The sequence below is a fragment of the Chryseobacterium endophyticum genome (genome assembly GCF_056333165.1).
In genome coordinates this window covers 488990-510034 of the sequence record NZ_JBWGXE010000001.1, presented here as the reverse complement: position 1 = coordinate 510034, position 21045 = coordinate 488990, and the positions used below count along the sequence as shown (strand labels likewise).

Sequence of the window (21045 nt, the reverse complement as noted above, 5' to 3'; positions counted from 1 at the left end):
ATTTTTCGCAGTTTTCCTGTATATTGATTAATTTTTTAATGATTTTCTCTTTAATAATTAACCTATTGCACTTAAATAATCTTTGTTTCTGACTTTTGAAACTTTTGTTTTAAAATATAAAATTCCGGCAAAGCGGTTTTTGTTATCTTGTTTTTCGAAGTTTTTGAGGAGCAGGCTGTGTTTTTCAATGCTTGGGCACGCTGCCTCCGGGATATTGTTGTAAACACTGCCCTGCTTTTTACCTGAAAATATATTTACTGTAAAATGTCCCGTATTTTCTTTATGCCGGTAAGAAGATATATCATCTATCTCGGCAGAAGCAGGTGATTCAATTCCGGATTCCAGAATCTGACTGCATAGCTGATAAAATTCCTTACAGTCTTCATGCTGCAGAATTTCTTTACCCGCTTGTACGGAGATATTGCTGTATATGATAACCAGCAAAACGCCAAAACAGTATTTCTGAAATTTTTCCATTATTAATTATATCTGTTAAATATTTCTGCTTTTATATTTTCAGTGATTGAGGCAACATTAACAAAAAGTCTAAAGCTTTTTCATAGTCCAGGGTCTCAAACTCCCATCCCAGCTTCCTGATATTATTGTAATAAGCCTGATGATGCTGGTAATACATTTTTTCACTTTGCAGGAACCAAGCCTTTTCGCCCAGCTTTTCCGAAATAAACCATTTTTCAAGAAGCCTCGCCAATCTTCCGTTTCCGTCGTTCATCGGATGAATTTTTACAAAAACCAGATGAACAAGAGCAGCATAGAAAAAAACAAGTTCGGGCTCCATTTTTTCTCTTTTTAAAACTGTCAATTCCGAATGAAATTTTTCCATTTCATACTGCACATCAAAAGGTGATGCTGCAACATATTCTACCTGCCCGTGATCGGTAATTACATACATTTTATTCTTCCTGTAAACACCTTGTAAATGAGGCTGAAGAATATTCCGGCTTAAAATCCGATGAGCGGCCAGTATGTTATCTTTATTCAAATCATTATTCTTTGCAAACTGATAAGCTTCATACAGATCATCAATTTTTTTCGTATAATCCGGCTGGAATTCGACCCCAAAGCCCTTATGTTTGATAAAGCTGTCCAATTCAATATCCTCCCCTTCGATTTTACTTGAAAAAACAGAAGACACAGAGGTATAGAAGCTAAATGTTTCAGTAGATATTTCCGCATCTTTCAATCCATGGAAACGTTCTGAAACATCTTTTAACCGTTGAAGATATTCAGGAAATAATTTCTCTTTTATGGATTTCATTTCAATCATTTCACTACTGCCTTTCGCGTTTCAGATCGGCGATCAATAAAGATTTAAACATATATATTGTCCGATTAAATCAACAGCAACTTTATTCCTGGCATTTTCAAGCAATGCGGAAATGTTTTTTAAAAGTTGTTCATTCGTTAAATCCACGACGGTATTTTATTTTGAAACAGTTTCCCCTAAAAGCGTGCCCTGCGTATTGTCAAATACAAAAACATCCACAATGTCACCAATTTTCTGGTCTTCCAGTTTATCGAAGACACAAACGGCATTCTGAGAATTCCTTCCCTTCCACTGGTTTTCGTTTTTCTTGGAAGTTCCTTCTATTAAAATCTGATGGATTCTTCCTACATACGATCTCATCCTGTTCCGTGACAGCTCGCCCTGTAAGGCAATCACCTCTGCCAGACGTCTCTGTTTAACATCAGCCGGAATATTGTCCTCCATTTTCTTATGAGCCGGAGTTCCCGGTCTTTCCGAATACGCAAACATATACCCGTAATCGTATTCCACTTCTCTCATCAGGCTTAAGGTATCCTGGTGATCTTCTTCCGTTTCGTTGCAGAAGCCCACGATCATATCCTGGGAAAATGCCACTTCCGGAACGATTTCTTTAGCTTTTTTAATGAGCTCTAAATATTCCTCGCGGGTATGCTGCCTGTTCATGACTTCAAGCATATTATTGCTTCCGCTCTGAACGGGTAAATGAACATATTTGCAGATATTGTCGTGTTTTGCCATCATCCTGAACACATCCAGGCTCATATCCTGAGGATTAGATGTTGAAAATCGTATTCTCATCTGGGGCACTGCTTTAGCCACCAAATCAAGAAGCTGGGCAAAATTCACAGCCGTGGCTTTCTGCATTTCGGATGCTTTAGCAAAATCTTTTTTAGGGCCGCCTCCATACCAAAGGTAGGAATCTACATTCTGGCCGAGAAGTGTTATTTCTTTATAGCCACTTTCCCACAGGCTTCTGCATTCATCCAAAATGGAATGCGGATCACGGCTTCTTTCTCTTCCTCTGGTAAAAGGAACTACGCAGAAAGTACACATATTATCACAACCTCTGGTAATTGTAACATAAGCAGTTACTCCATTTCCTCCTAAACGAACAGGATTGATATCCGCATACGTTTCTTCTTTTGAAAGGATGACGTTAATGGCATCTCTTCCGTCTTCGGTTTCCTTTAAAAGATTCGGTAAATCCCGGTAAGCATCAGGGCCAACGACAAGATCGACCAACTGCTCTTCTTCAAGGAATTTGGTTTTAAGCCTTTCAGCCATGCACCCGAGAACCCCCACCGTCATGTTGGGTTTTTCTTTTTTAAGGTTTTTAAATTGAGAAAGACGCATTCTTACGGTCTGCTCAGCCTTTTCGCGGATTGAACATGTATTTAACAGGATAAGATCAGCTTCCTCCACCTTAAGCGTGGTATTATATCCCTGTTCATTAAGAATAGAAGCAACAATTTCAGAATCAGAAAAATTCATCTGACATCCATAGCTCTCCAAAAACAATTTCTTCGAGTTCCCATCTTTTTCTGCAATAGCAAAAGCCTCTCCCTGTTTTGTTTCGTCTATATATTTTTCCTGCACGGTAGTCTGTTTAAGGTTTAATATTTAAAGTTCAAAGTTCCGACATTAAATTTTTAAACTTTAAACTTCTGAATTTGCAAAGATACAAAATATTGTGACAGAATGTCAGAGCAATAATTTAATAAAAATAAAATGGGAGATCCCAAATACAGGATTTCCCATTTTTATAATCATCTTTTGAAATCAAATTATGATTATAAAATTTACAAAATATCTTTAATATGTTTATAATTACTCTTCACAGTATCTAGCGCTTCTTCCATTTTTCCGCCGAGCATCAGCTGAGCCATGGATTTGGTCATCCCCAGAACCTGGTCAAATTCTATTTTAGGAGGTAAGGCCAATGCATTCGGATTGGTAAAAATATTCAGGAGATACGGACCATTGTAATCAAGACATTCTTTAATGGCAGATTCTACTTCCTCAGGCTTGTGAACGTTTTTGCCAGGATATCCCATGGCGTGGGCAATCATGGCAAAATCAGGATTCACCATGTCTGTTTCATTGTCCGGCATACCTCCCACTTCCATTTCGAGCTTTACCATTCCTAATGACCTGTTGTTGAAAACAATGATCTTTACGGGAAGTTTATACTGAAATATCGTGGCCATATCTCCCAAAAGCATGGAAAGTCCTCCGTCGCCGCACATCGCGATCACCTGTCTTCCCGGATATGCCAGGGAAGCTCCGATGGCCATTGGCATTGCATTCGCCATAGAGCCATGATTGAAGGAACCCAGCATTTTTCTTTCGCCTGTACCCGTAATATACCTGGCACCCCAGACACAGCACATTCCCGTATCTACCGTGAATACAGCATCTTTGTTTGCCATTTTATCCAAAGTATACGTTACAAACTCCGGTTGAATAGCGTTTTCCGTACCGGGATCTTTTACGTAGGTCAATTGATTTTCTTTTACTTTTTCATAGAATTCCAGTTGCTGTTTCAGGAAATTTACGTCTGTTTTTTCTTTTAATAAAGGCAATAATGCTTTAATGGTTTCCCTTACGTCCCCTGCCAGTCCCAATTCCAGTTTGGCCCTTCTTCCCAGTCTTTCAGGGCTTTCATCAATCTGAACAATTTTGTTCTTCACAGGCATGAATTTTTCATACGGAAAATCCGTTCCCAGCAGAAGAAGCAAATCTGCTTCATGCATTGCGTGGTAAGCCGAAGGAAGGCCTAAAAGACCGGTAAGCCCAACTTCATTCGGATTGTTCGGCTGAATAGCCATTTTTCCACGGAAAGAATACCCTACGGGAGCTTTTAAGTATTGGGACAATTCTACCACTTCGGCATTTGCATTTTCCGCACCGATTCCACAATAGATCGTTACTTTTTTGCTTTCGTTAATCAGACTTGCCAGCTGGTTTAATTCATCGTCTGAAGGACGTATAACGGGATTGGTTTTAAAGATTTTGTTGGAAGTCGTTGCTTCTTCCGCTTCCAGTTCCGAAACATCTCCGGGTAAGCCGATCACTGCGACCCCCTTTTTGGAAATTGCATGCTGAATTGCGGTCTGCACCGTTCTCTGCACCTGTTCCGGTCTCGTAATCATCTGGTTGTAATGACTACAGTCGTCGAAAAGCTTAATGGTATTGGTTTCCTGGAAATAATCCATTCCCATTTCCTCGCTCGGAATCGTGGAAGCAATGACCAGCATTGGAACGTGCGAGCGATGCGCTTCATACACTCCGTTAATAAGATGCACGTGACCCGGCCCGCAGCTTCCGGCACATACGGCGAACCCATCAAGCTCGGCCTCGGCCGCCGCGGCATAGGCTCCCGCTTCTTCATGTCGTACATGAATCCATTCGATACTGCTTTTTTTTACTGCTATATTCAGGTGGTTGAGACTGTCACCGGTAACGGCGTAAATTCTTTTCACATTGGCATTTTCGAGCATTTCTACAATCTGCTCTGCTATATTTTTGGACATAATTAATATTTTTTTGATGTTTATTATCTGTGAATAAGCTGGAATACGATCAACATTAATCTCTGTAAAGATTATGCCATTACCAAATTTAAGAATAATCACCGTCCGAAATAATATGACCGATTCATTTAAATAAAAAAACTCCACAATATTCTGTGGAGTTTGACATATCTGTTAAATGATTTCAATCTGATTTCTGAGCAGGTCTTCAAATTCATCTCTTTTTCTGATGAGATGAGCTTTCCCGTCTAAGAAGAGCACTTCAGCAGGCTTAAGTCTTGAATTAAAATTAGAACTCATCTCAAAGCCGTATGCTCCTGCATTGTGGAATGCCAGGATATCGCCTTCTCTCACTTCGTTCAGTTTTCTGTCCCAGGCAAAGGTGTCCGTTTCACAGATATTCCCGACTACGGTATAAATCCTTTCTGCTCCTTTTGGATTGGAAAGGTTTTCGATCACATGGTAAGAATCGTAAAACATCGGACGGATCAGATGATTGAATCCGGAGTTTACGCCTACAAACACCGTAGCGGTTGTCTGCTTGATGACGTTGGCTTTTACCAAAAGATAGCCGCTTTTCCCTACCAGAAATTTTCCCGGTTCAAACCACAACTCGAATTTCTTTCCTGTAGATTTTGAGAATTCGGAGATTACTTTTTCTACTTTTTTACCGAGCGTTTTCACATCGGTTTCTTCTTCGGTGTCCTGATAAGGAATTTTGAAACCGCTTCCCATGTCAAGATATTTCAGATTCGGGAAATGTTCCGAAAGCTCCAGCATAATATCCAAAGCCTGCAGAAATACATCCGGATCTTTGATCTCGCTTCCGGTGTGCATGTGAAGCCCTTCAACATTAAGATTGGTAGATTTCATCACCCTTTCGATATGACGAACCTGATGAATGGAAATCCCGAACTTACTGTCGATGTGCCCCGTAGAAATTTTATAGTTTCCTCCCGCAAAAATGTGCGGATTGATTCTTACTAAAATAGGATACGTATTCCCGTATTTATTTCCAAACTGTTCAAGAATAGAAATGTTATCAATATTAATATGTACTCCGAACGTCATCGCTTCTTCGATTTCGGCAAGATCGACACAGTTCGGGGTAAACAATATTTTTTCTTTTGTGAATCCGGCTTTCAGACCCAGCTTAACTTCATTAATTGACACGCAATCCAAAGAAGCACCCAGGTTCTTGACATACTTCAGGATGTTGATGTTTGTCAACGCCTTCGCTGCATAGAAGAACCTTGTGTGTTTAAGAAAAGAAGATGTAAGTTTTTCGTATTGAGTCTTAATGGATTCAGCATCGTAAACATACACCGGTGTACCAAACTCATTGGCAATCTTCAGTAATTCTTTTGAATTCATAATTAATTAAGTAAACTTCTTTTGTATTATTAAGAAAATACAAAGGTAGTAAGAATTTCTTTATCATTTAAAATCAAATACATAGAACATTATTCTTTTATTTTAAAAATTAAAGAATAAAAAACTGTTAAACTATATTCAAAAAGTTTATTTAACTATCTTTTAAACAGCTTTGCTATTGATAAGAGTAAAGTAATTATCAGTAAAAAAGCGATTATTGAAAACGGATTAGCAAAGTTCACCGTCCATCCATAACCATATCGTTTAGGCGGAAATAATCTTTTATCCCGCTTATTATAGTAGAACAATCCTAATTTCCAAAACGAATCTTCATTATGATTTTCCATATTTACCGTAGAGTTGATTATTTAGGAAGCGGCAAAGTTTCGAAATCGCCCCGAAGAATAGCCAGCTGAAGTTCATTGACCAAATCTCCCGACTGGTACTGAAGATCAATCTTTAATTTTGAAATTTTGCTCATGGTCTGGATCTGGGTAAAAAGTTCATAAAAACCATAAGAAAGCACCTTTCCGTTGTCGATGATCAGAAAGAGCTTTTCACCAAGCCTTCTGCCGGGCCCCAGCCAAATCTCATTGCGCTTTTTCAGTTCGATTTTCTTTTTAAAATACTCGACATCGGCATATTCTTCCAGTTTTCCGATAAACTGAACAGCTTTTGCCCCTTGGGTAAAAGACCTGAATTTAAGGATCGGTTTCTCGTTTTTATTCAGCTTATTTTTTTCGACCAGATAACTATTGTTCCGGTAATACAGTCCGAAAGGTAGTATTTCCCTTTTTTTAATACCTTTTGAATTCTGGATCAGCTTTGCAATAAGATCGGTTCCGGTGAGCTCATAATTAATCTGCTCAACCCCATTCTGAATAACTTCCCATTTTTTTGATTTGGAATTGAAAACTTTTTTTGAGAACTTATTAATATCCTGAACATGTTCCGAATAGATAATTTTTCCTTCTTCGTCCTGAAAATAGACAAACCCTTTTTCATTTGGAAGATCCTGGGTAAGCTGCTTAATCTTATTGATATATGTTTTCGCATTGGACTCTTCGTGCTGCTTTTGAATAATCTCATTTTCAGTATCTTTTGAGATTAACAGTTTGAATAATTCCAATGTCGCGCGTGCATCGCCGTCAGCCCTGTGATGATTGGTAAGAGGGATTCCGAGAGATTTCACCAGCTTCCCCAGAGAATAGCTTACTTCGTCCGGAATCAGTTTTTTTGCAAGAGGAATCGTATCTAAGGTATTGATTTTAAAATCATAGCCTAACCGCTGGAAAGACTGGCGTAGCATTCTGTAATCAAAATCGATGTTGTGTCCCACCAAAGTCGTGTTGGCCGTAATCTCTACAATTCTTCGTGCTATTTCATGAAATTTCGGGGCCGTTTTTACCATTTTTGGGGTAATGTTTGTCAGCTTCTGCACAAAAGGCGTGATATCGCTTTCCGGATTTACAAGCGAAATGAACTGGTCGGTAATTCGCTGCCCATCATACCTGTAAATAGCAATATCAATAATGCATTCTTTCCTGTAACCTGCACCATTGCTTTCTATATCAATAATTGAATACATTAAATTTTATACAACTTTCTTTTTTGATTAATCCTTACTAAATCCCGCACAGCCTGTCTTAACTGATAACACAACCTATGCCGTAATGCCCTTAATTTCACCTTTAGCAATCCTGCTAAATTATGAAAAATTATATCAATCTTAACACATTCAGTTTGAATCTGTCTATAATATATTTATGTCTGATAAATTGGAAATTGAATCATCTTTTTCTTCCGCCAAGCCCCAGCATTCCCAATATCGCTTTGGCGCCTTCTCTCATCAGCGTACTGGTAAAGGTACGGCCGGCCTTACTCTGCAATACTTTCTCAAACATTCCGGGTTCTTCTTTTACCTGTTTTGTTTTCTGATTTGAAGGTGCCTCTCCTGCCGCTTGCTCCATTCTCTTCACTAAAATTTCATACGCAGATTCATTGTCTATAACCTTCTCATATTTAGCCACTAAAGCAGATTTACCAGTCAGCTCCGAAATTTCGGCATCGTTGAGCACATCCATTCTCGATTCCGGGGAAATAAGAAAAGTATGAACCAAAGGAGTGGGAATTCCCTTCTCATCCAGAGCGGTCACAAAAGCCTCACCGATCCCCAGGTTCTGAATCAGCGTCGCGGCCTCATAAAATGCTGTGGTCGGATAATTTTCAACCGCCTTGGAAATCTCTTTTTTATCCTTAGCCGTAAACCCTCTCAGCGCATGCTGAATCTTCAGTCCCAATTGGGAAAGCACAGCTTCCGGAACATCTCCCGGTATTTGGGTAATGAAATAGATCCCGACGCCTTTGGAGCGGATCAGCTTTACCATCGTTTCAATCTGAGAAACCAAAGCTTTGGAAGATTCATCAAAAATCAAATGTGCCTCATCGATAAACAAAACCAGTTTGGGTTTTCCGCTGTCGCCCTCTTCGGGAAACGTCATATAAATTTCGGCAAACAGGGAAAGCATAAACGTGGAAAACAATTCCGGCTTGCTCTGGATATCAGCTACTCTCAAAATATTCACCACGCCTTTTCCATCCCTTGTCTGTAACAAATCGTGAACATCAAAGCTCAATTCACCGAAAAACTTTGATGCCCCCTGCTGCTCAAGGGCAACGATAGACCTCAGGATCGCTCCCAGCGAAGATGAAGCAATGGATCCGTAATCCGCAGAAAGCTCTGCCTTTCCCTGAGGATTTTCCGTGACGTACTGGAGAACTTTCTTAAGATCATTTAAATCGATCAATGGCAAACCTTTGTCATCACAATATTTAAAAACGATAGCCATGATGCTTTGCTGGGTATCGTTCAGCTGTAAAATTTTGCTGAGCAAAACCGGCCCGAATTCGGTTACCGTCGCCCTTAATTTCACACCTCTCTCTCCCGAAATGGTCATCAGCTCTACCGGGAAAGACTGCGGGTTATAAGGCAGCTGCGTTTTTGCATACCGCTCCTGAATGGCAGGATTTTCTTTCCCCGCTTCAGCTATTCCGGAAAAATCACCTTTAATATCGAGGACCAGCGACGGAATCCCGGCGTGTGAAAGCTGCTCGGCAAACACCTGAAGCGTTTTGGTTTTCCCCGTTCCGGTAGCACCGGCAATAAGCCCGTGGCGGTTAATGGTTTTCAGGGGAATGGTAACGTTTACTTCAGGAACCACTTCTCCGTCTAACATGGCCTTACCGAGAATAATATGATCACCTTTTGGTGTATACCTGGAATTCAGCTCATTAATAAATTGTATTTTATCTGCCATTTGATTTTTTTAATATAAATATAAAATTTTTTACAAACATATAAACCTCCGCTTTTACCATGATTATAATTTCAGCTACAACTATTAACAATTATACCTAACTTAGTACCTCAAAAATAACATCCAAGCTTTTATAAAACTTTATAGATTCGTTCTATTATTGCCTATTTTTTATTTTAGCTTTTTTTCAGAAAATAAAACCGATTTTTGTAATCTTAAAATATTAAAAGTCACGAAACATATAATGAAAGTCGAACAAATATATACAGGATGTCTCGCTCAGGGTGCATATTATATTGTATCCGAAAACGAAGCTGCCATCATCGATCCTTTAAGAGAAGTGAAACCTTATCTCGATCGCCTGGAAAAAGACAATGTAACATTAAAATATATTTTTGAAACGCATTTCCACGCAGATTTTGTATCAGGACACCTTGATCTTAGTAAGAAAACAGGAGCCCCTATCGTTTATGGCCCGACCGCACAACCTGAGTTCGACACCATTATAGCAGAAGACAATCAGATTTTTGAACTTGGTAAAGTAAAAATAAAAGCACTCCATACACCCGGGCACACGATGGAAAGCACAACGTATCTTCTGATCGACGAAAACGGCATGGAAACCGCTATTTTTACCGGTGACACTCTATTTTTGGGCGATGTGGGGAGACCGGATCTCGCACAGAAAGCCACCAATCTCAGCCAGGAAGATCTTGCCGGAATATTATACGAAAGCCTGCAGACTAAAATAATGCCGCTTGACGACAGCGTTACGGTTTATCCTGCTCATGGAGCCGGTTCCGCATGCGGAAAAAATATGCAGAAAGAAACGGTAGATATTCTGGGAAATCAGAAAAGAACCAATTATGCCCTGAATCAGCCGGATAAAGAATCATTCGTAAAAGAAGTCCTTGACGGACTGACAGCTCCTCCAAAATATTTCGGAATGAATGTCGCCATGAACAAAGGCGGTTATGAAAGCCTGGATGTCGTGATGAATAAAGGTCTTACCGCCGTCGCTGCTGAAGATTTTGAAGCTTACGCAGAAGAAACCGGCGCTTTGATCCTGGACACGAGAAGTCCAGGAGAATTCTACAAAGGATTTATTCCCAATTCGGTAAATATCGGCTTAAAAGGAGATTTCGCTCCGTGGGTAGGCGCATTAATCGTTGACGTAAAGCATCCATTACTCCTTATTGTTGATGAAGGTACCGAAGAAGAGGCGATCACAAGGTTAAGCCGCGTGGGATTCGACAACGTTCTGGGCTATCTGAAAGGAGGCTTCGAAGCATGGAAAAACAGCGGAAAAGAGACAGATGCAATCAAAAGAATATCCCCCGCAGAATTCGCAGAACAGTTCACAGAAAATTCAAAAGTGATCGATGTCCGTAAAATATCAGAATATTCGGCTGAACATATTGACAACGCCTACAACAGACCATTAGACATCATCAGCGACTGGGTAAATACTATTGATGATTCCGAGCACTTTTTCATTCACTGTGCAGGCGGATACAGAAGCATGATTGCCGCAAGCATCCTCAATTCACACGGAATCAGGAATTTCACTGAAATCGAAGGAGGATTTAACGGAATCAAAAAAACAGGACTGCTTCCTACTTCAGATTTTGTCTGCCAATCAAAAACTATGTAAAAAAAATAAAGCTATGTCACAAAAATTTCAGGAAATTATCGATTCGGAAAGACCTGTATTGATCGATTTTTTCGCTACATGGTGCCAGCCCTGCAAAGTGCAGTCCTCAGTTCTGAATACCGTTAAAGAGAACGTGGGTGACGGCGCAAGAATCATCAAAGTAGATGTAGACCAGTATCCGGCGCTTGCTGCTCAGTACGGTGTGCGCGGCGTGCCTACATTAGCCATATTCAAAAAAGGAGAAATGCTGTGGAAAGAAAGCGGCGTACACGACGTAAACACCCTGACACAGCTTCTGCAACAATACGCTTAATAATAAGGTTAAGGCTGAGGTTGAGGTAAAAAATATTAGCCTGAACCTTAGCCTTAATTTTATAATTCAATTGAAAAAGAATCGCGGTCATTCAAAAACTGAAAATGGCTCCTGAAATCTTTTAATTCTTCCGCATTTAATTCTGCAGTAATGATATTTCCTTCTTTTTGGGAAATTTCTTTGCCGTCTGCAAAAAAACAATGGGAACTTTCCCGGTACAGAAGATTATTTCCATCGGTCCCGATCCTGTTGAGGCCAAAAACAAAAGACAGGTTTTCAATGGCCCGGGCTTTCAGGAGATGTTCCCACGCATCCACTCTTTTCTCAGGCCAGTTGGCCACATACAAAATAACATCATAATCATCGTTATTTCTCGCAAAAACAGGAAAACGCAGGTCATAACACACCTGAAGCAGAATCCGGAACCCTTTATAATTCACAATTACCCTTTTTTTTCCCGGCGTGTAAACTTTATCCTCACCGGAAAAGGAAAACAAATGCCTTTTGTCGTAAAAATCAACCGTTAAATCGGGATGAACAAAATACATCCTGTTGTAAAACCTTCCATCTTCCGCTACGGGAGCACTTCCGCAGAACGCCGCATTTTTCTCTTTTGCCATTTGTTTTAAAAACTCCAGAGATTCATTATGCCTGTCCGATACTTCCGAAGCATCCATACAAAAGCCTGTTGAAAACATTTCAGGCAGGAGAAAAAGATCTGCTTCCTGATTTTCCAGTTCTTTTTTAATCTGCCGAAAATTCTCCTGTTTATTTTTCCAGATAATATCTAAATTCAGTCCTGTGATTTTCATAATCTATGTTAAAAACTTCATTAAAAATACGATTTTCAGATGATTTCGGTTATATATTTGTTGCAGATATTTTTTTTAACAATAACATAAAAGAGTACTTTATGAAGAAATTGGTTTTTATGCTGATGCTTGTTTTTGCAGGAGCAACAGCCAACGCGCAGGCCTGGACGGGAAAAGGAGACCAGAAAATCAATGCCGGTCTGAGCGCCTGGGGATACGGAACCGGAATTACCGGAACTTACGACTATGGACTCAACAGCCTGATCTCGGTAGGGGCAGGCGCCAATGCCTATTTCAGCAATTACAAGAACAATGATGACGATAACCGGATATTCGTATTCGGAAGACTCAATTTCCATTTAAAAGAAGTGCTTCAGCTCCCTGAAAAACTTGACATCTATCCCGGTATGGATATCGGTGTTGTCGGAAGAGATTTCGGACTGGGCGCCCACATCGGAGCAAGATACTTTTTCACCGAACGGATCGGCGTTTTTGCGGAAGTCGGCAACAATGGCAGTCTCGGCGTTTCCATTAATCTGTAAGAAATCATTATATTATATGACAAAGCTTCTCGTTTCGGGAGGCTTTTTTATTTGGCATAGTTTTGAGAATTGTTACCTTTGCAAATTAACATACAAAAGCATTAATGGAAATAGCAATCAAACTGTTTCAATTTATATTGAGCATTTCTATCCTGGTTATCCTTCATGAACTTGGGCACTTCTTACCCGCAAAATGGTTCAAAACCAAAGTTGAAAAATTCTATCTGTTCTTCGATCCATGGTTTTCTCTAGTAAAGAAAAAAATAGGCGAAACCGAATACGGGATCGGGTGGCTTCCTTTCGGAGGTTATGTAAAGATCGCCGGAATGGTAGACGAAAGCATGGATACCGAGCAACTGAAGCAGCCTGCACAGCCTTGGGAATTCAGGGCTAAACCGGCCTGGCAGAGGCTGATCATCATGTTGGGAGGGGTAACGGTAAATTTCTTCTTAGCCTGGTTAATTTACTCTTGTCTTTCTTTTTTCAATGGAGAAACGTATGCAGACCTTAATAAATTCACCAACGGGATCGGGGTAACCGATGCCGGCAAAAAAATGGGCTTCCAAAATGGAGATAAAATTGTAAACATCGATGGCAAGCCCGCTGAAAGACTGGAAAACGCATCGATCAATATTCTTTTAGGTGATGATGTCACCGTCCTTAGAAATGGTAAGGAAGTCACTTTCCCCATCAACAAAGACGGAGTAGCAGATGTATTAAAGCAAAAAGAAGCAAAACTGTACATTGCTCCACGATTCCCTATGATTATCGACTCATTGGCAAGTCCTACAGCGAAAGCTTCCGGTTTAGCTAAAGGCGATCAGGTAATTGCTGTAAATGGGAAGCAGACACCGTTCTTCGATGAAGTAAGCGCCGGTTTACTGGAAAACAAAGGAAAAACCGTAACGATTGATGTGATGAGAAACGGCAAGCCGGAAACTGTTTCGGCACCTGTCGATAAAAACGGGAAATTAGGAGTTTCTATTGACCAAAAGGCTTTGGCTAATGTGGTAACCGATAAAAAATATTCTTTTGGAGAATCTATACCGAGAGGTTTTGAAAGGTCCATTGAAGCGCTTACCATGCAGGTAAAACAGTTTAAAATCATGTTTAACTCCAAAATCCAGGGCTACAAAAACGTGGGCGGACCCATTGCTATCGTAAAAAACATGCCTGTTGACAAGGATTCAGAAGGTAACATTTCTATCAACTGGGTTGCCTTCTGGAGCTTTACCGCAATGTTCTCAGTATGGTTGGCCTTCTTAAATTTAATTCCAATTCCGGGACTTGACGGTGGCCATGTAATCTTCACTTTGTATGAAATTATCGTTGGAAAACCGGTTCCGCAAAAAGTTTTGGAAAACGCGCAGATGATTGGCGTAATCTTCCTTTTGGGACTGATGATCCTTATCTTCGGAAGCGATATTTTCAAGATCTTTGCAGGGAAATTGTAATATTTAAAATTTTTAAAAAAAATATTTGCAGGGTATAAATATTCGTCCTATATTTGCACCACTTAAAACAAAGGACATTCCTCCTTAGCTCAGTTGGTTAGAGCATCTGACTGTTAATCAGAGGGTCGCTGGTTCGAGCCCAGCAGGAGGAGCTAAAAGACTTACAGAAATGTAGGTCTTTTTTTATTTTAAAATACGCCGATCTTTCACGAAAGTTTATTTTTTTTAATTAATTGAAAAATAACTGAATAGCCTCTTACAGCCCTTCAACAAAGGAAAATTATCATTATTTCTAAAATAAAAATTTGTTTGGTATTGAAAATGATATTATATTTGCACCACTAAAACAATAGGAAATTCCTCCTTAGCTCAGTTGGTTAGAGCATCTGACTGTTAATCAGAGGGTCGCTGGTTCGAGCCCAGCAGGAGGAGCGAAAAGACTTACAGCAATGTAGGTCTTTTTTTATGCCTGACAGAGACATTACTTTCGGACACCTTACAACTTCACAAAATATTCATACCACACCTTCCGGCAACCGTGTTATTTCACTACATTTGCAGTTTTGGATTTAAATGTTTGAAAATTTAAATATAATTGAATCCTTTTTACAATAAATCTGCATACTTTTTGTTTATGCAATAGCTTGAAGAACAACAAATGTTAATTAACAACCCACGATATTATCCCCTTTTAATTTTTGTCCTGATATCCAATTTTATATGCGCGCAAAATGCGGCATCCGGAAAGATCGTAGACGCTAAGACCAATAAAGAACTCACAGGTGTTGACATATTCATCAACGATAGCGATAAAGCTGCCCTGACCACAACTTCAGGGAATTTCATGGTTCAGTCCGACAGCATTATTTACAAATTAAAATTTTTAAGAAAAAATTATGCACTGGAAAGTGTTGAAGTAACTCCGGAAAATGCAACAAACATTTTTGTGAAGCTTTCCCAGGAAAAGGTGAGCAATATCCAGGAGGTTGTGATCCACAACGAAAAGCCCAAATACAAAAACAAGAAAGAAAATCCCGCCTATGCGATCATGCAGAAAGTATGGGCAAGAAAAAGAAATAACGGTCTGGATAAATTCGACACCTATACTTACAAGGAGTATGAAAAGATCCAGTTTGATGCCAATAATCTTGACAGCGCTTTCATGAAGAAAAAGATCTTCAATAAGCTTGAATTTATCTTTGACTATAAAGACTCTACCGCCAGCGGCAAAATCGGGCTTCCTGTATTTCTCAACGAAGCCGTTTACGAAAATTACGGAGAAAATAAACCTTCAAAAAGAACCAAAAGACTGCTGGTTGCCCAAAAGACTTCGGGCTTCCAGGACAACCAGATTGTAACGCTCACGGCCAAGAATCTTTACCGGGATATCAATATTTATGACAACACTTTAAACTACTTTGATATCGGCTTTCCAAGTCCTGTCGGAGAAACAGGTTTTAGCACGTATGATTATAATCTGGTTGACACCATATCGATTCGCGGGGAAAAAGCCTTTAAAATCAGATACCAGCCTAAAAGAACGGAGGTTCTGGCCTTCCAGGGATATCTTTATATTGATACGGACAGCTATGCCGTACTGGGAGCAACCTTAAAATCAACCCAGAAAATCAATGTCAATTTCATCAACGGGATTTCTACCGAACTAGAATACGATAATCCCGATGAGAATACTTTTTTACCCCGAAAGTTCGTTACGGAAATTGAAATGACTCCCTTCTCGAAAAAGAAAACAGCCAAAAGCATCATTGCCAAGCGCTCTGTCGATTATTCGGATTACGAATTCAATAAACCCCTTGAGGACAAGGTTTTCAAACGGACAGAAGCGGAATACGAGGACAGCTTTGTCGAAAAAGACGATGCATACTGGGTAAAAGCAAGACCGGATTCTTTATCGAAAAGCGAACAGGGAATCTACGAAATGCTTGATAAACTCCAGCAGACACCTAAGTTCAACAGAATCGTTAAGTTGTACGAAACGCTGGGTTCAGGTTATTATAATGTGAAAAAATTAGGCATCGATATCGGTCCGATATTCTCTGTTTATGGTAAAAATGAGGTAGAGGGGGATCGGATAAGATTAGGCGCAAGAACTTATTTTACAAGAAACGACCCTTGGAGGGTACAGTTTTATACGGCTTATGGCTTCAAGGATGAGCAGGTAAAATACGGTGCTGAAGCAAGGTTTATGTTTAACCGGGTAAACAGGTTTACCGTGGGTGCCGGAACCAGGAGAGACATTTTACAGCTTGGGGTACAATTGACCAATGACGACGGCATTATGGCCAGGACCTTTGCCTCATCCACCATTTTTGCAAGAGGTGAAAACGCTTCCCTAAGTTCTCTTAATCAAACCAATGTCTTTACCTCCATCGAACCCTGGAAAAACTTCCAGATCAGGCTGGATGGAACGATGCAGAGCATCAAGTCGGCCAACCCTGATGGGTTCAATTTAATGTATTATAAAGACGGCGCATTAAGAAAAACAACGAATGATTCACACTTCACGTTAAGTTTAATTGCAAGACCTGGCGCAAAGTTCTCCCAAACCGGAATCGACCGCTATGAGCACGGAACATTGGCCCCGACGATCGTTTTGAAATATACTAGAGGGGTTAAAGGGCTTTTCGGATCAGATTTTAATTACAATAAGCTGCAGTTTCTATTTTATAAACCTGTTTTAATCGGAAGCTGGGGGAAAATGCTCGTGAATTTTGAAGCAGGGAAAAACTTTGACACGGTGCCTCTGGCCTTACAGAACGTAATTCCGGGAAACCAGTCGTACAGTCTTGCCCAAAATACCTTTGCCCAGCTGAATTATTACGAATTTGTTGCCGATACCTATACGACGCTTCATCTGGAGCATCATTTTAACGGTAAAATACTTTCTTTCATTCCACTTATCAAGAAATTAAAATTGAGAGAAATTGCCTTCATCCGCGGGGCTTACGGAACATTGAGCAATGCTTCCAAGGCCATTAATGTGGAAGGATTTAAATACTCTGCCCCTAGCGACCACATTTATTACGAATATGGATTCGGGATCGAAAATATCGGTTTTGGAAATTTAAGGATTTTCAGGGTAGACTTCAACTGGCGGGGGAATTATCTGGACCGCCCCAATATTTCGACATTCGGGATCAAAGCAGGATTCCAGGTTGGCTTTTAAAAAGTAAAATCTCCTTCGTAAAGGAGATTGTTTTATTAGGATTCTGAAGGGTAATTTTTACAACCGTTGCAATGCGCAACAATGTAAACGATATTGCAAGGTGGTCTTTCGCCTTCAGGTATACTGCAATAGATATCGCATGGCAGACATTCTTTTACCGGAGCAGCACCTCCCATAACCTCTTTAAGATCTTCTCTTTTGATTTTCTTTAAATTGTTCATGATAATGATTTAAAATTAATTTAAGTTCAAATTAAATTGAGAAACCTAGCAAGAGCAAGGAGCATCAATTACAGCATTAAGACAATGGGCTTTTTGCCATTCGGTCCATGTACACCATTGTGAACACCAGGATGCAAGCCCCGGGCAAACTTCTCCGCCAGCTATTGTTTTAAGCTGCTTCTTTGTTAATTTTCTTAGATTTTTCATATTGGATTTTGTTTAATTTGTTGCCTACTCTATATGCTTTTCGGCTTTCGCAATTTTAGTAACTTCGTGGTTATCAAATATAAAAAATATTTCCCTGTAAAATGAAAAGATGCTGAAAAAAATTAAACTTTCCGGATAAAGACAAAAAAAACCTCAGCGGCTGCTGAGGTTTGTCATTTTATGAAACGCTTAAATTATGCGTTTGCTTCTACAGATACGAAAGATCTGTTATTTGCTTTCTTAGTGAAAACTACTTTACCGTCTACTAAAGCGAACAAAGTGTGATCCTTACCGATTCCCACGTTTGCACCCGGGTGGTGTTGAGTACCTCTTTGTCTAACAATAATATTACCAGCAATAGCTTCCTGACCTCCGAAAATCTTTACCCCTAATCTTTTAGAGTGAGATTCTCTACCGTTTTTGGAACTACCAACTCCTTTCTTATGTGCCATTTTATTTTAAGGTTTTTTGGTTTTACAATTATTCTGCGCTTTCAGCAGCTTCAGCATCAGCCTTTTTTGTCGTTTTCTTAGCAGGTTTTTCTGCTTTCTTAGCTCCTTCAAATCCTGTAATACCAGTGATCTGAATCTGAGTTAATGATTGTCTGTGACCGTTTTTCACTTTGTAACCTTTTCTTCTTTTCTTTTTGAAAACGATTACTTTATCAGCTTTTACGTGGTCTAGGATCTCTGCTTCTACAGTGATTCCGCTTACAGCTGGGGCGCCTACAGTGATTGCTCCGTTTACAGTAAGAAGTACTTTATCAAAAGATACTTTCCCTCCTTTGTCTCCTGACAAACGGTTTACAAACAACTTCTGGTCTTGCTCAACTTTGTATTGAAGCCCTGCTATTTCTACAATTGCAAACATTGTTTATAAAATTTTTAGTTATTTCGAGGTGCAAATATAAGAATTATTTTCTAATCTTCTCAAATTCAACCCAATCTTTTTTTACATAAAATTTTAACTATGTTTCGAATAATTTATCACAATAAAGTGATAACATTTTCCGTTAAAAGTAATAACTTCGTTTATACCGAAAAATATTTTATATGAAAAGAAACTTTAATTTCCGCATCCTTGCGGGAGCATTTGCCGCTCTACTTTTATCTGCATGTAATGACGATTCTATGGAAACTCCTGTAGCCGCTGAACAACAGACACAAAGCCAGAAAATCGATCAGCCCAACGATCTTGAAAAGGTTTGTTATTACGTAGACCAGTACTGGAGTTCTTCATCTGTTTTACTGACATCATTACAGAATTCCACAGACACCAATTTTATGAACTCCCAGATGACAAAAATTGCCAGCATGTGGGGAAGAAGCAATCCGACACTAAGATTTGTCAATGATCCGTCGAATTATAATTCTACGTATAATGCGATTTCCTATTCGACAGGGAAAATTTATTACGGATATGCTATCTATTACGATGCAAAATCGAAAGGGGGAGACATCGTCAATGCCATGATCCTGGCTCACGAATATGGTCACCAGCTGCAATATATATTCGGACTTCCTTCCGTGAGCGAATCGACGGCAAGGCCTAATGAACTGGAAGCAGACGGTTTTGCAGGGTATTATCTAAGAAGACCGAACGGCTACAACCAGACCAGCTTTGCACAGATCGCCGCAGCCTACGAGTTTGCACAGAGCATCGGAGATTACCAGACCAGCAGCCCGGGGCACCACGGAACGCCCCCGCAACGAAGGTCTGCCGTACGTCTCGGATTCCTTTTGGGACAATATGATCTTACCGCATCTGCTTTCGATTACAACTTCTTTTATTATTATCAGGGTGTTTTAAACGGAACTTATAAAACCGCAAAAAACTCCCAGTATCCGGAGCTTGATGCCTACATGAGTCAATATCTTGATGAGCTTAAGAAAATCCAAACCGGAGAGATTTCAGCAGAAGAATTTAAAAATTTACAATAACATTCATTTTCGATATATCTTTCGTGGAGGCAGGACTATTTCTGCCTCTTTTTCTTTCTGAAAATATTCATAAAGTTTATTTATTTTTGACGGATTATCCGTACACAATGAAAAGAGATCTCTACATTGATTTTGCAAAAGGGCTTGCAACATTATCTATTATATTTATCCACACCGCATTCTGGTCGGGGCAGTTTTATATTCCGGCTGAAGTGAGGGTATTTTCCTTAGTGTTTGATGTGGCACTATTTTATGCCCTAAGCGGAATCACTTCAGGTTCAAATTTTGAAAAAACATTTTACCGGTTGCTGAAGCTTCAGATCACGTATATGATTTTCGTAACCTTCCTGTTTTTTACGGATTATTTTTTTAAAGTCTTTGGATTGAACTTCTTTTCCTTAGAATGGTTAAAAAGTTTTTATTCCACATTCGGTTCAAAGTATACGATAACCGATATTTCCGTGGTTCCGCAGTGGGAAAATCTCGGCAACTGGTATCTTCACCAATACACCAACGCCGACACGTTCCCGGTAGTCATGGGAAGCTTCTGGTACCTGAAAGTATATTTTATTCTTACCGTCTTTGGCGTTCTGATCCTGAGATTCTTTCCAAAGCATGTAAACTGGTTTATTGCACTGTGCATTGTTCTGACCTTAATCTTTAATATATTCCCTGAAATATATCCCAACGGACAGGTCGGATATGTCGCCTTCTACCTCGCCGTTTTCCTCATTGGAAACAGAATGAAGAATAAAAAAATACCGGCTAAAATAATTCCGGTGCTTTATGGCCTGGTGGCAGCGGCTTTACTATGGATGTTCTGGTATTATGGCAGTGAAATATTTTACAAGATCAACAGGAACAAATTTCCTCCGAAGATCCCTTACATCATATGGGCATTATTCTCTCTGGTAACGCTGTTTGTATTTTATAACAGATTAAAAATCTCTTCAGAGAGTTTTGTAACACATATTGGCAGGAATGCCATATTCTTCTATTTCGCGCAGGGAATAAGCTCTTCGCTTGTTTATTTTCTGGTGGTTCCGCTAAAAGAAAATATGCCGTGGTGGGTGCTGATGATCGTGATTTATCTGATCAATATTGTCCTCGCATTCGGAATTGCTGCGGTCTTAAAGAAAGTGGATGGTTTGGGCTGGAAAGTTCTTGAGATGTTAAGAAAAAAAACTGCTACCAGGTAGCAGTTTT

The 21045-nt window shown here is 39.7% G+C and carries 19 protein-coding genes, 2 tRNA genes and 1 pseudogene; 9 read left to right on the top strand and 13 right to left on the bottom strand.

What is annotated here, in order from left to right:
* Nucleotides 1–57: 57 nt before the first annotated feature.
* From AC0N32_RS02455 to AC0N32_RS02420, 8 genes are all read right to left on the bottom strand, one after another.
* On the bottom strand, nt 58–477 hold the full coding sequence (locus AC0N32_RS02455) for a hypothetical protein (protein WP_476392286.1): 420 nt from the start codon (nt 475–477) through the stop codon (nt 58–60).
* Between the two features lie 31 nt (nt 478–508).
* Complete coding sequence (locus AC0N32_RS02450) at nt 509–1276, bottom strand: Fic family protein (RefSeq protein ID WP_476392285.1); 768 nt, start codon at nt 1274–1276, stop codon at nt 509–511.
* 165 nt (nt 1277–1441) lie between these two features.
* The gene (miaB, locus tag AC0N32_RS02445; protein WP_476392284.1) at nt 1442–2881 is read right to left on the bottom strand and encodes a tRNA (N6-isopentenyl adenosine(37)-C2)-methylthiotransferase MiaB; all 1440 of its coding nucleotides are present in this window, start codon (nt 2879–2881) and stop codon (nt 1442–1444) included.
* 203 nt (nt 2882–3084) lie between these two features.
* On the bottom strand, nt 3085–4818 hold the full coding sequence (locus AC0N32_RS02440; RefSeq protein WP_476392283.1) for a thiamine pyrophosphate-dependent enzyme: 1734 nt from the start codon (nt 4816–4818) through the stop codon (nt 3085–3087).
* Between the two features lie 174 nt (nt 4819–4992).
* Nucleotides 4993–6192 (bottom strand): diaminopimelate decarboxylase, encoded by a 1200-nt coding sequence (gene lysA, locus AC0N32_RS02435; RefSeq protein ID WP_476392282.1) that lies wholly within the window; start codon nt 6190–6192, stop codon nt 4993–4995.
* 155 nt (nt 6193–6347) lie between these two features.
* Nucleotides 6348–6539 (bottom strand): DUF5808 domain-containing protein, encoded by a 192-nt coding sequence (locus tag AC0N32_RS02430; protein ID WP_476392281.1) that lies wholly within the window; start codon nt 6537–6539, stop codon nt 6348–6350.
* Between the two features lie 17 nt (nt 6540–6556).
* On the bottom strand, nt 6557–7780 hold the full coding sequence (locus AC0N32_RS02425; protein WP_476392280.1) for a 3'-5' exonuclease: 1224 nt from the start codon (nt 7778–7780) through the stop codon (nt 6557–6559).
* 202 nt (nt 7781–7982) lie between these two features.
* Nucleotides 7983–9509, bottom strand: coding sequence for a helicase HerA-like domain-containing protein (locus tag AC0N32_RS02420; protein ID WP_476392279.1), 1527 nt, complete (start codon nt 9507–9509; stop codon nt 7983–7985).
* Between the two features lie 244 nt (nt 9510–9753).
* Between AC0N32_RS02420 and AC0N32_RS02415 the strand changes: the two genes are divergently transcribed.
* Nucleotides 9754–11163 (top strand): MBL fold metallo-hydrolase, encoded by a 1410-nt coding sequence (locus AC0N32_RS02415; RefSeq protein WP_476392278.1) that lies wholly within the window; start codon nt 9754–9756, stop codon nt 11161–11163.
* Between the two features lie 13 nt (nt 11164–11176).
* Nucleotides 11177–11476: a thioredoxin family protein gene (locus tag AC0N32_RS02410; protein ID WP_476392277.1), complete on the top strand. Its 300-nt coding sequence runs from the start codon at nt 11177–11179 to the stop codon at nt 11474–11476.
* Between the two features lie 59 nt (nt 11477–11535).
* On the opposite strand, the gene AC0N32_RS02405 is transcribed toward AC0N32_RS02410, so the two are convergent.
* On the bottom strand, nt 11536–12288 hold the full coding sequence (locus tag AC0N32_RS02405) for a nitrilase family protein (RefSeq protein ID WP_476392276.1): 753 nt from the start codon (nt 12286–12288) through the stop codon (nt 11536–11538).
* A 101-nt stretch (nt 12289–12389) separates the two neighbouring features.
* On the opposite strand from AC0N32_RS02405, the gene AC0N32_RS02400 reads away from it, so the two are divergent.
* The 5 genes from AC0N32_RS02400 to AC0N32_RS02380 all read left to right on the top strand — a co-directional run bounded on the left by AC0N32_RS02400 (nt 12390) and on the right by AC0N32_RS02380 (nt 17471).
* Nucleotides 12390–12830: a DUF6646 family protein gene (locus tag AC0N32_RS02400; protein ID WP_476392275.1), complete on the top strand. Its 441-nt coding sequence runs from the start codon at nt 12390–12392 to the stop codon at nt 12828–12830.
* A 104-nt stretch (nt 12831–12934) separates the two neighbouring features.
* Nucleotides 12935–14284: an RIP metalloprotease RseP gene (gene rseP / locus AC0N32_RS02395; protein WP_476392274.1), complete on the top strand. Its 1350-nt coding sequence runs from the start codon at nt 12935–12937 to the stop codon at nt 14282–14284.
* Between the two features lie 78 nt (nt 14285–14362).
* Nucleotides 14363–14436: transfer RNA gene (locus AC0N32_RS02390), tRNA-Asn, on the top strand.
* A gap of 206 nt (nt 14437–14642) precedes the next feature.
* A tRNA-Asn gene (locus tag AC0N32_RS02385) sits at nt 14643–14716 on the top strand.
* 226 nt (nt 14717–14942) lie between these two features.
* A complete protein-coding gene (locus AC0N32_RS02380) occupies nt 14943–17471 on the top strand; it encodes a DUF5686 family protein (RefSeq protein ID WP_476392273.1) in 2529 nt (842 codons plus the stop codon).
* A gap of 35 nt (nt 17472–17506) precedes the next feature.
* Here AC0N32_RS02380 and AC0N32_RS02375 read toward each other — a convergent pair whose 3' ends face one another.
* The 4 genes and pseudogenes from AC0N32_RS02375 to rplU form a co-directional block, all read right to left on the bottom strand.
* Nucleotides 17507–17692, bottom strand: coding sequence for a hypothetical protein (locus AC0N32_RS02375; protein ID WP_476392272.1), 186 nt, complete (start codon nt 17690–17692; stop codon nt 17507–17509).
* Between the two features lie 45 nt (nt 17693–17737).
* Nucleotides 17738–17899, bottom strand: a complete 162-nt coding sequence (locus AC0N32_RS02370) for a bacteriocin-like protein (protein WP_476392271.1) — start codon at nt 17897–17899, stop codon at nt 17738–17740.
* Nucleotides 17900–18093: 194 nt separating this feature from the next.
* The gene (rpmA, locus tag AC0N32_RS02365; protein ID WP_089857756.1) at nt 18094–18351 is read right to left on the bottom strand and encodes a 50S ribosomal protein L27; all 258 of its coding nucleotides are present in this window, start codon (nt 18349–18351) and stop codon (nt 18094–18096) included.
* 55 nt (nt 18352–18406) lie between these two features.
* A pseudogene (rplU, locus tag AC0N32_RS02360) lies at nt 18407–18769 on the bottom strand (50S ribosomal protein L21); the annotation flags it as partial.
* A 182-nt stretch (nt 18770–18951) separates the two neighbouring features.
* Here rplU and AC0N32_RS02355 point away from each other — a divergent pair.
* Nucleotides 18952–19839, top strand: coding sequence for a metalloprotease (locus AC0N32_RS02355; RefSeq protein ID WP_476392270.1), 888 nt, complete (start codon nt 18952–18954; stop codon nt 19837–19839).
* Nucleotides 19840–19946: 107 nt separating this feature from the next.
* Entirely contained in the window at nt 19947–21038 is a 1092-nt protein-coding gene (locus AC0N32_RS02350; RefSeq protein WP_476392269.1) for an acyltransferase family protein, read from the top strand.
* Nucleotides 21039–21045: the final 7 nt, after the last annotated feature.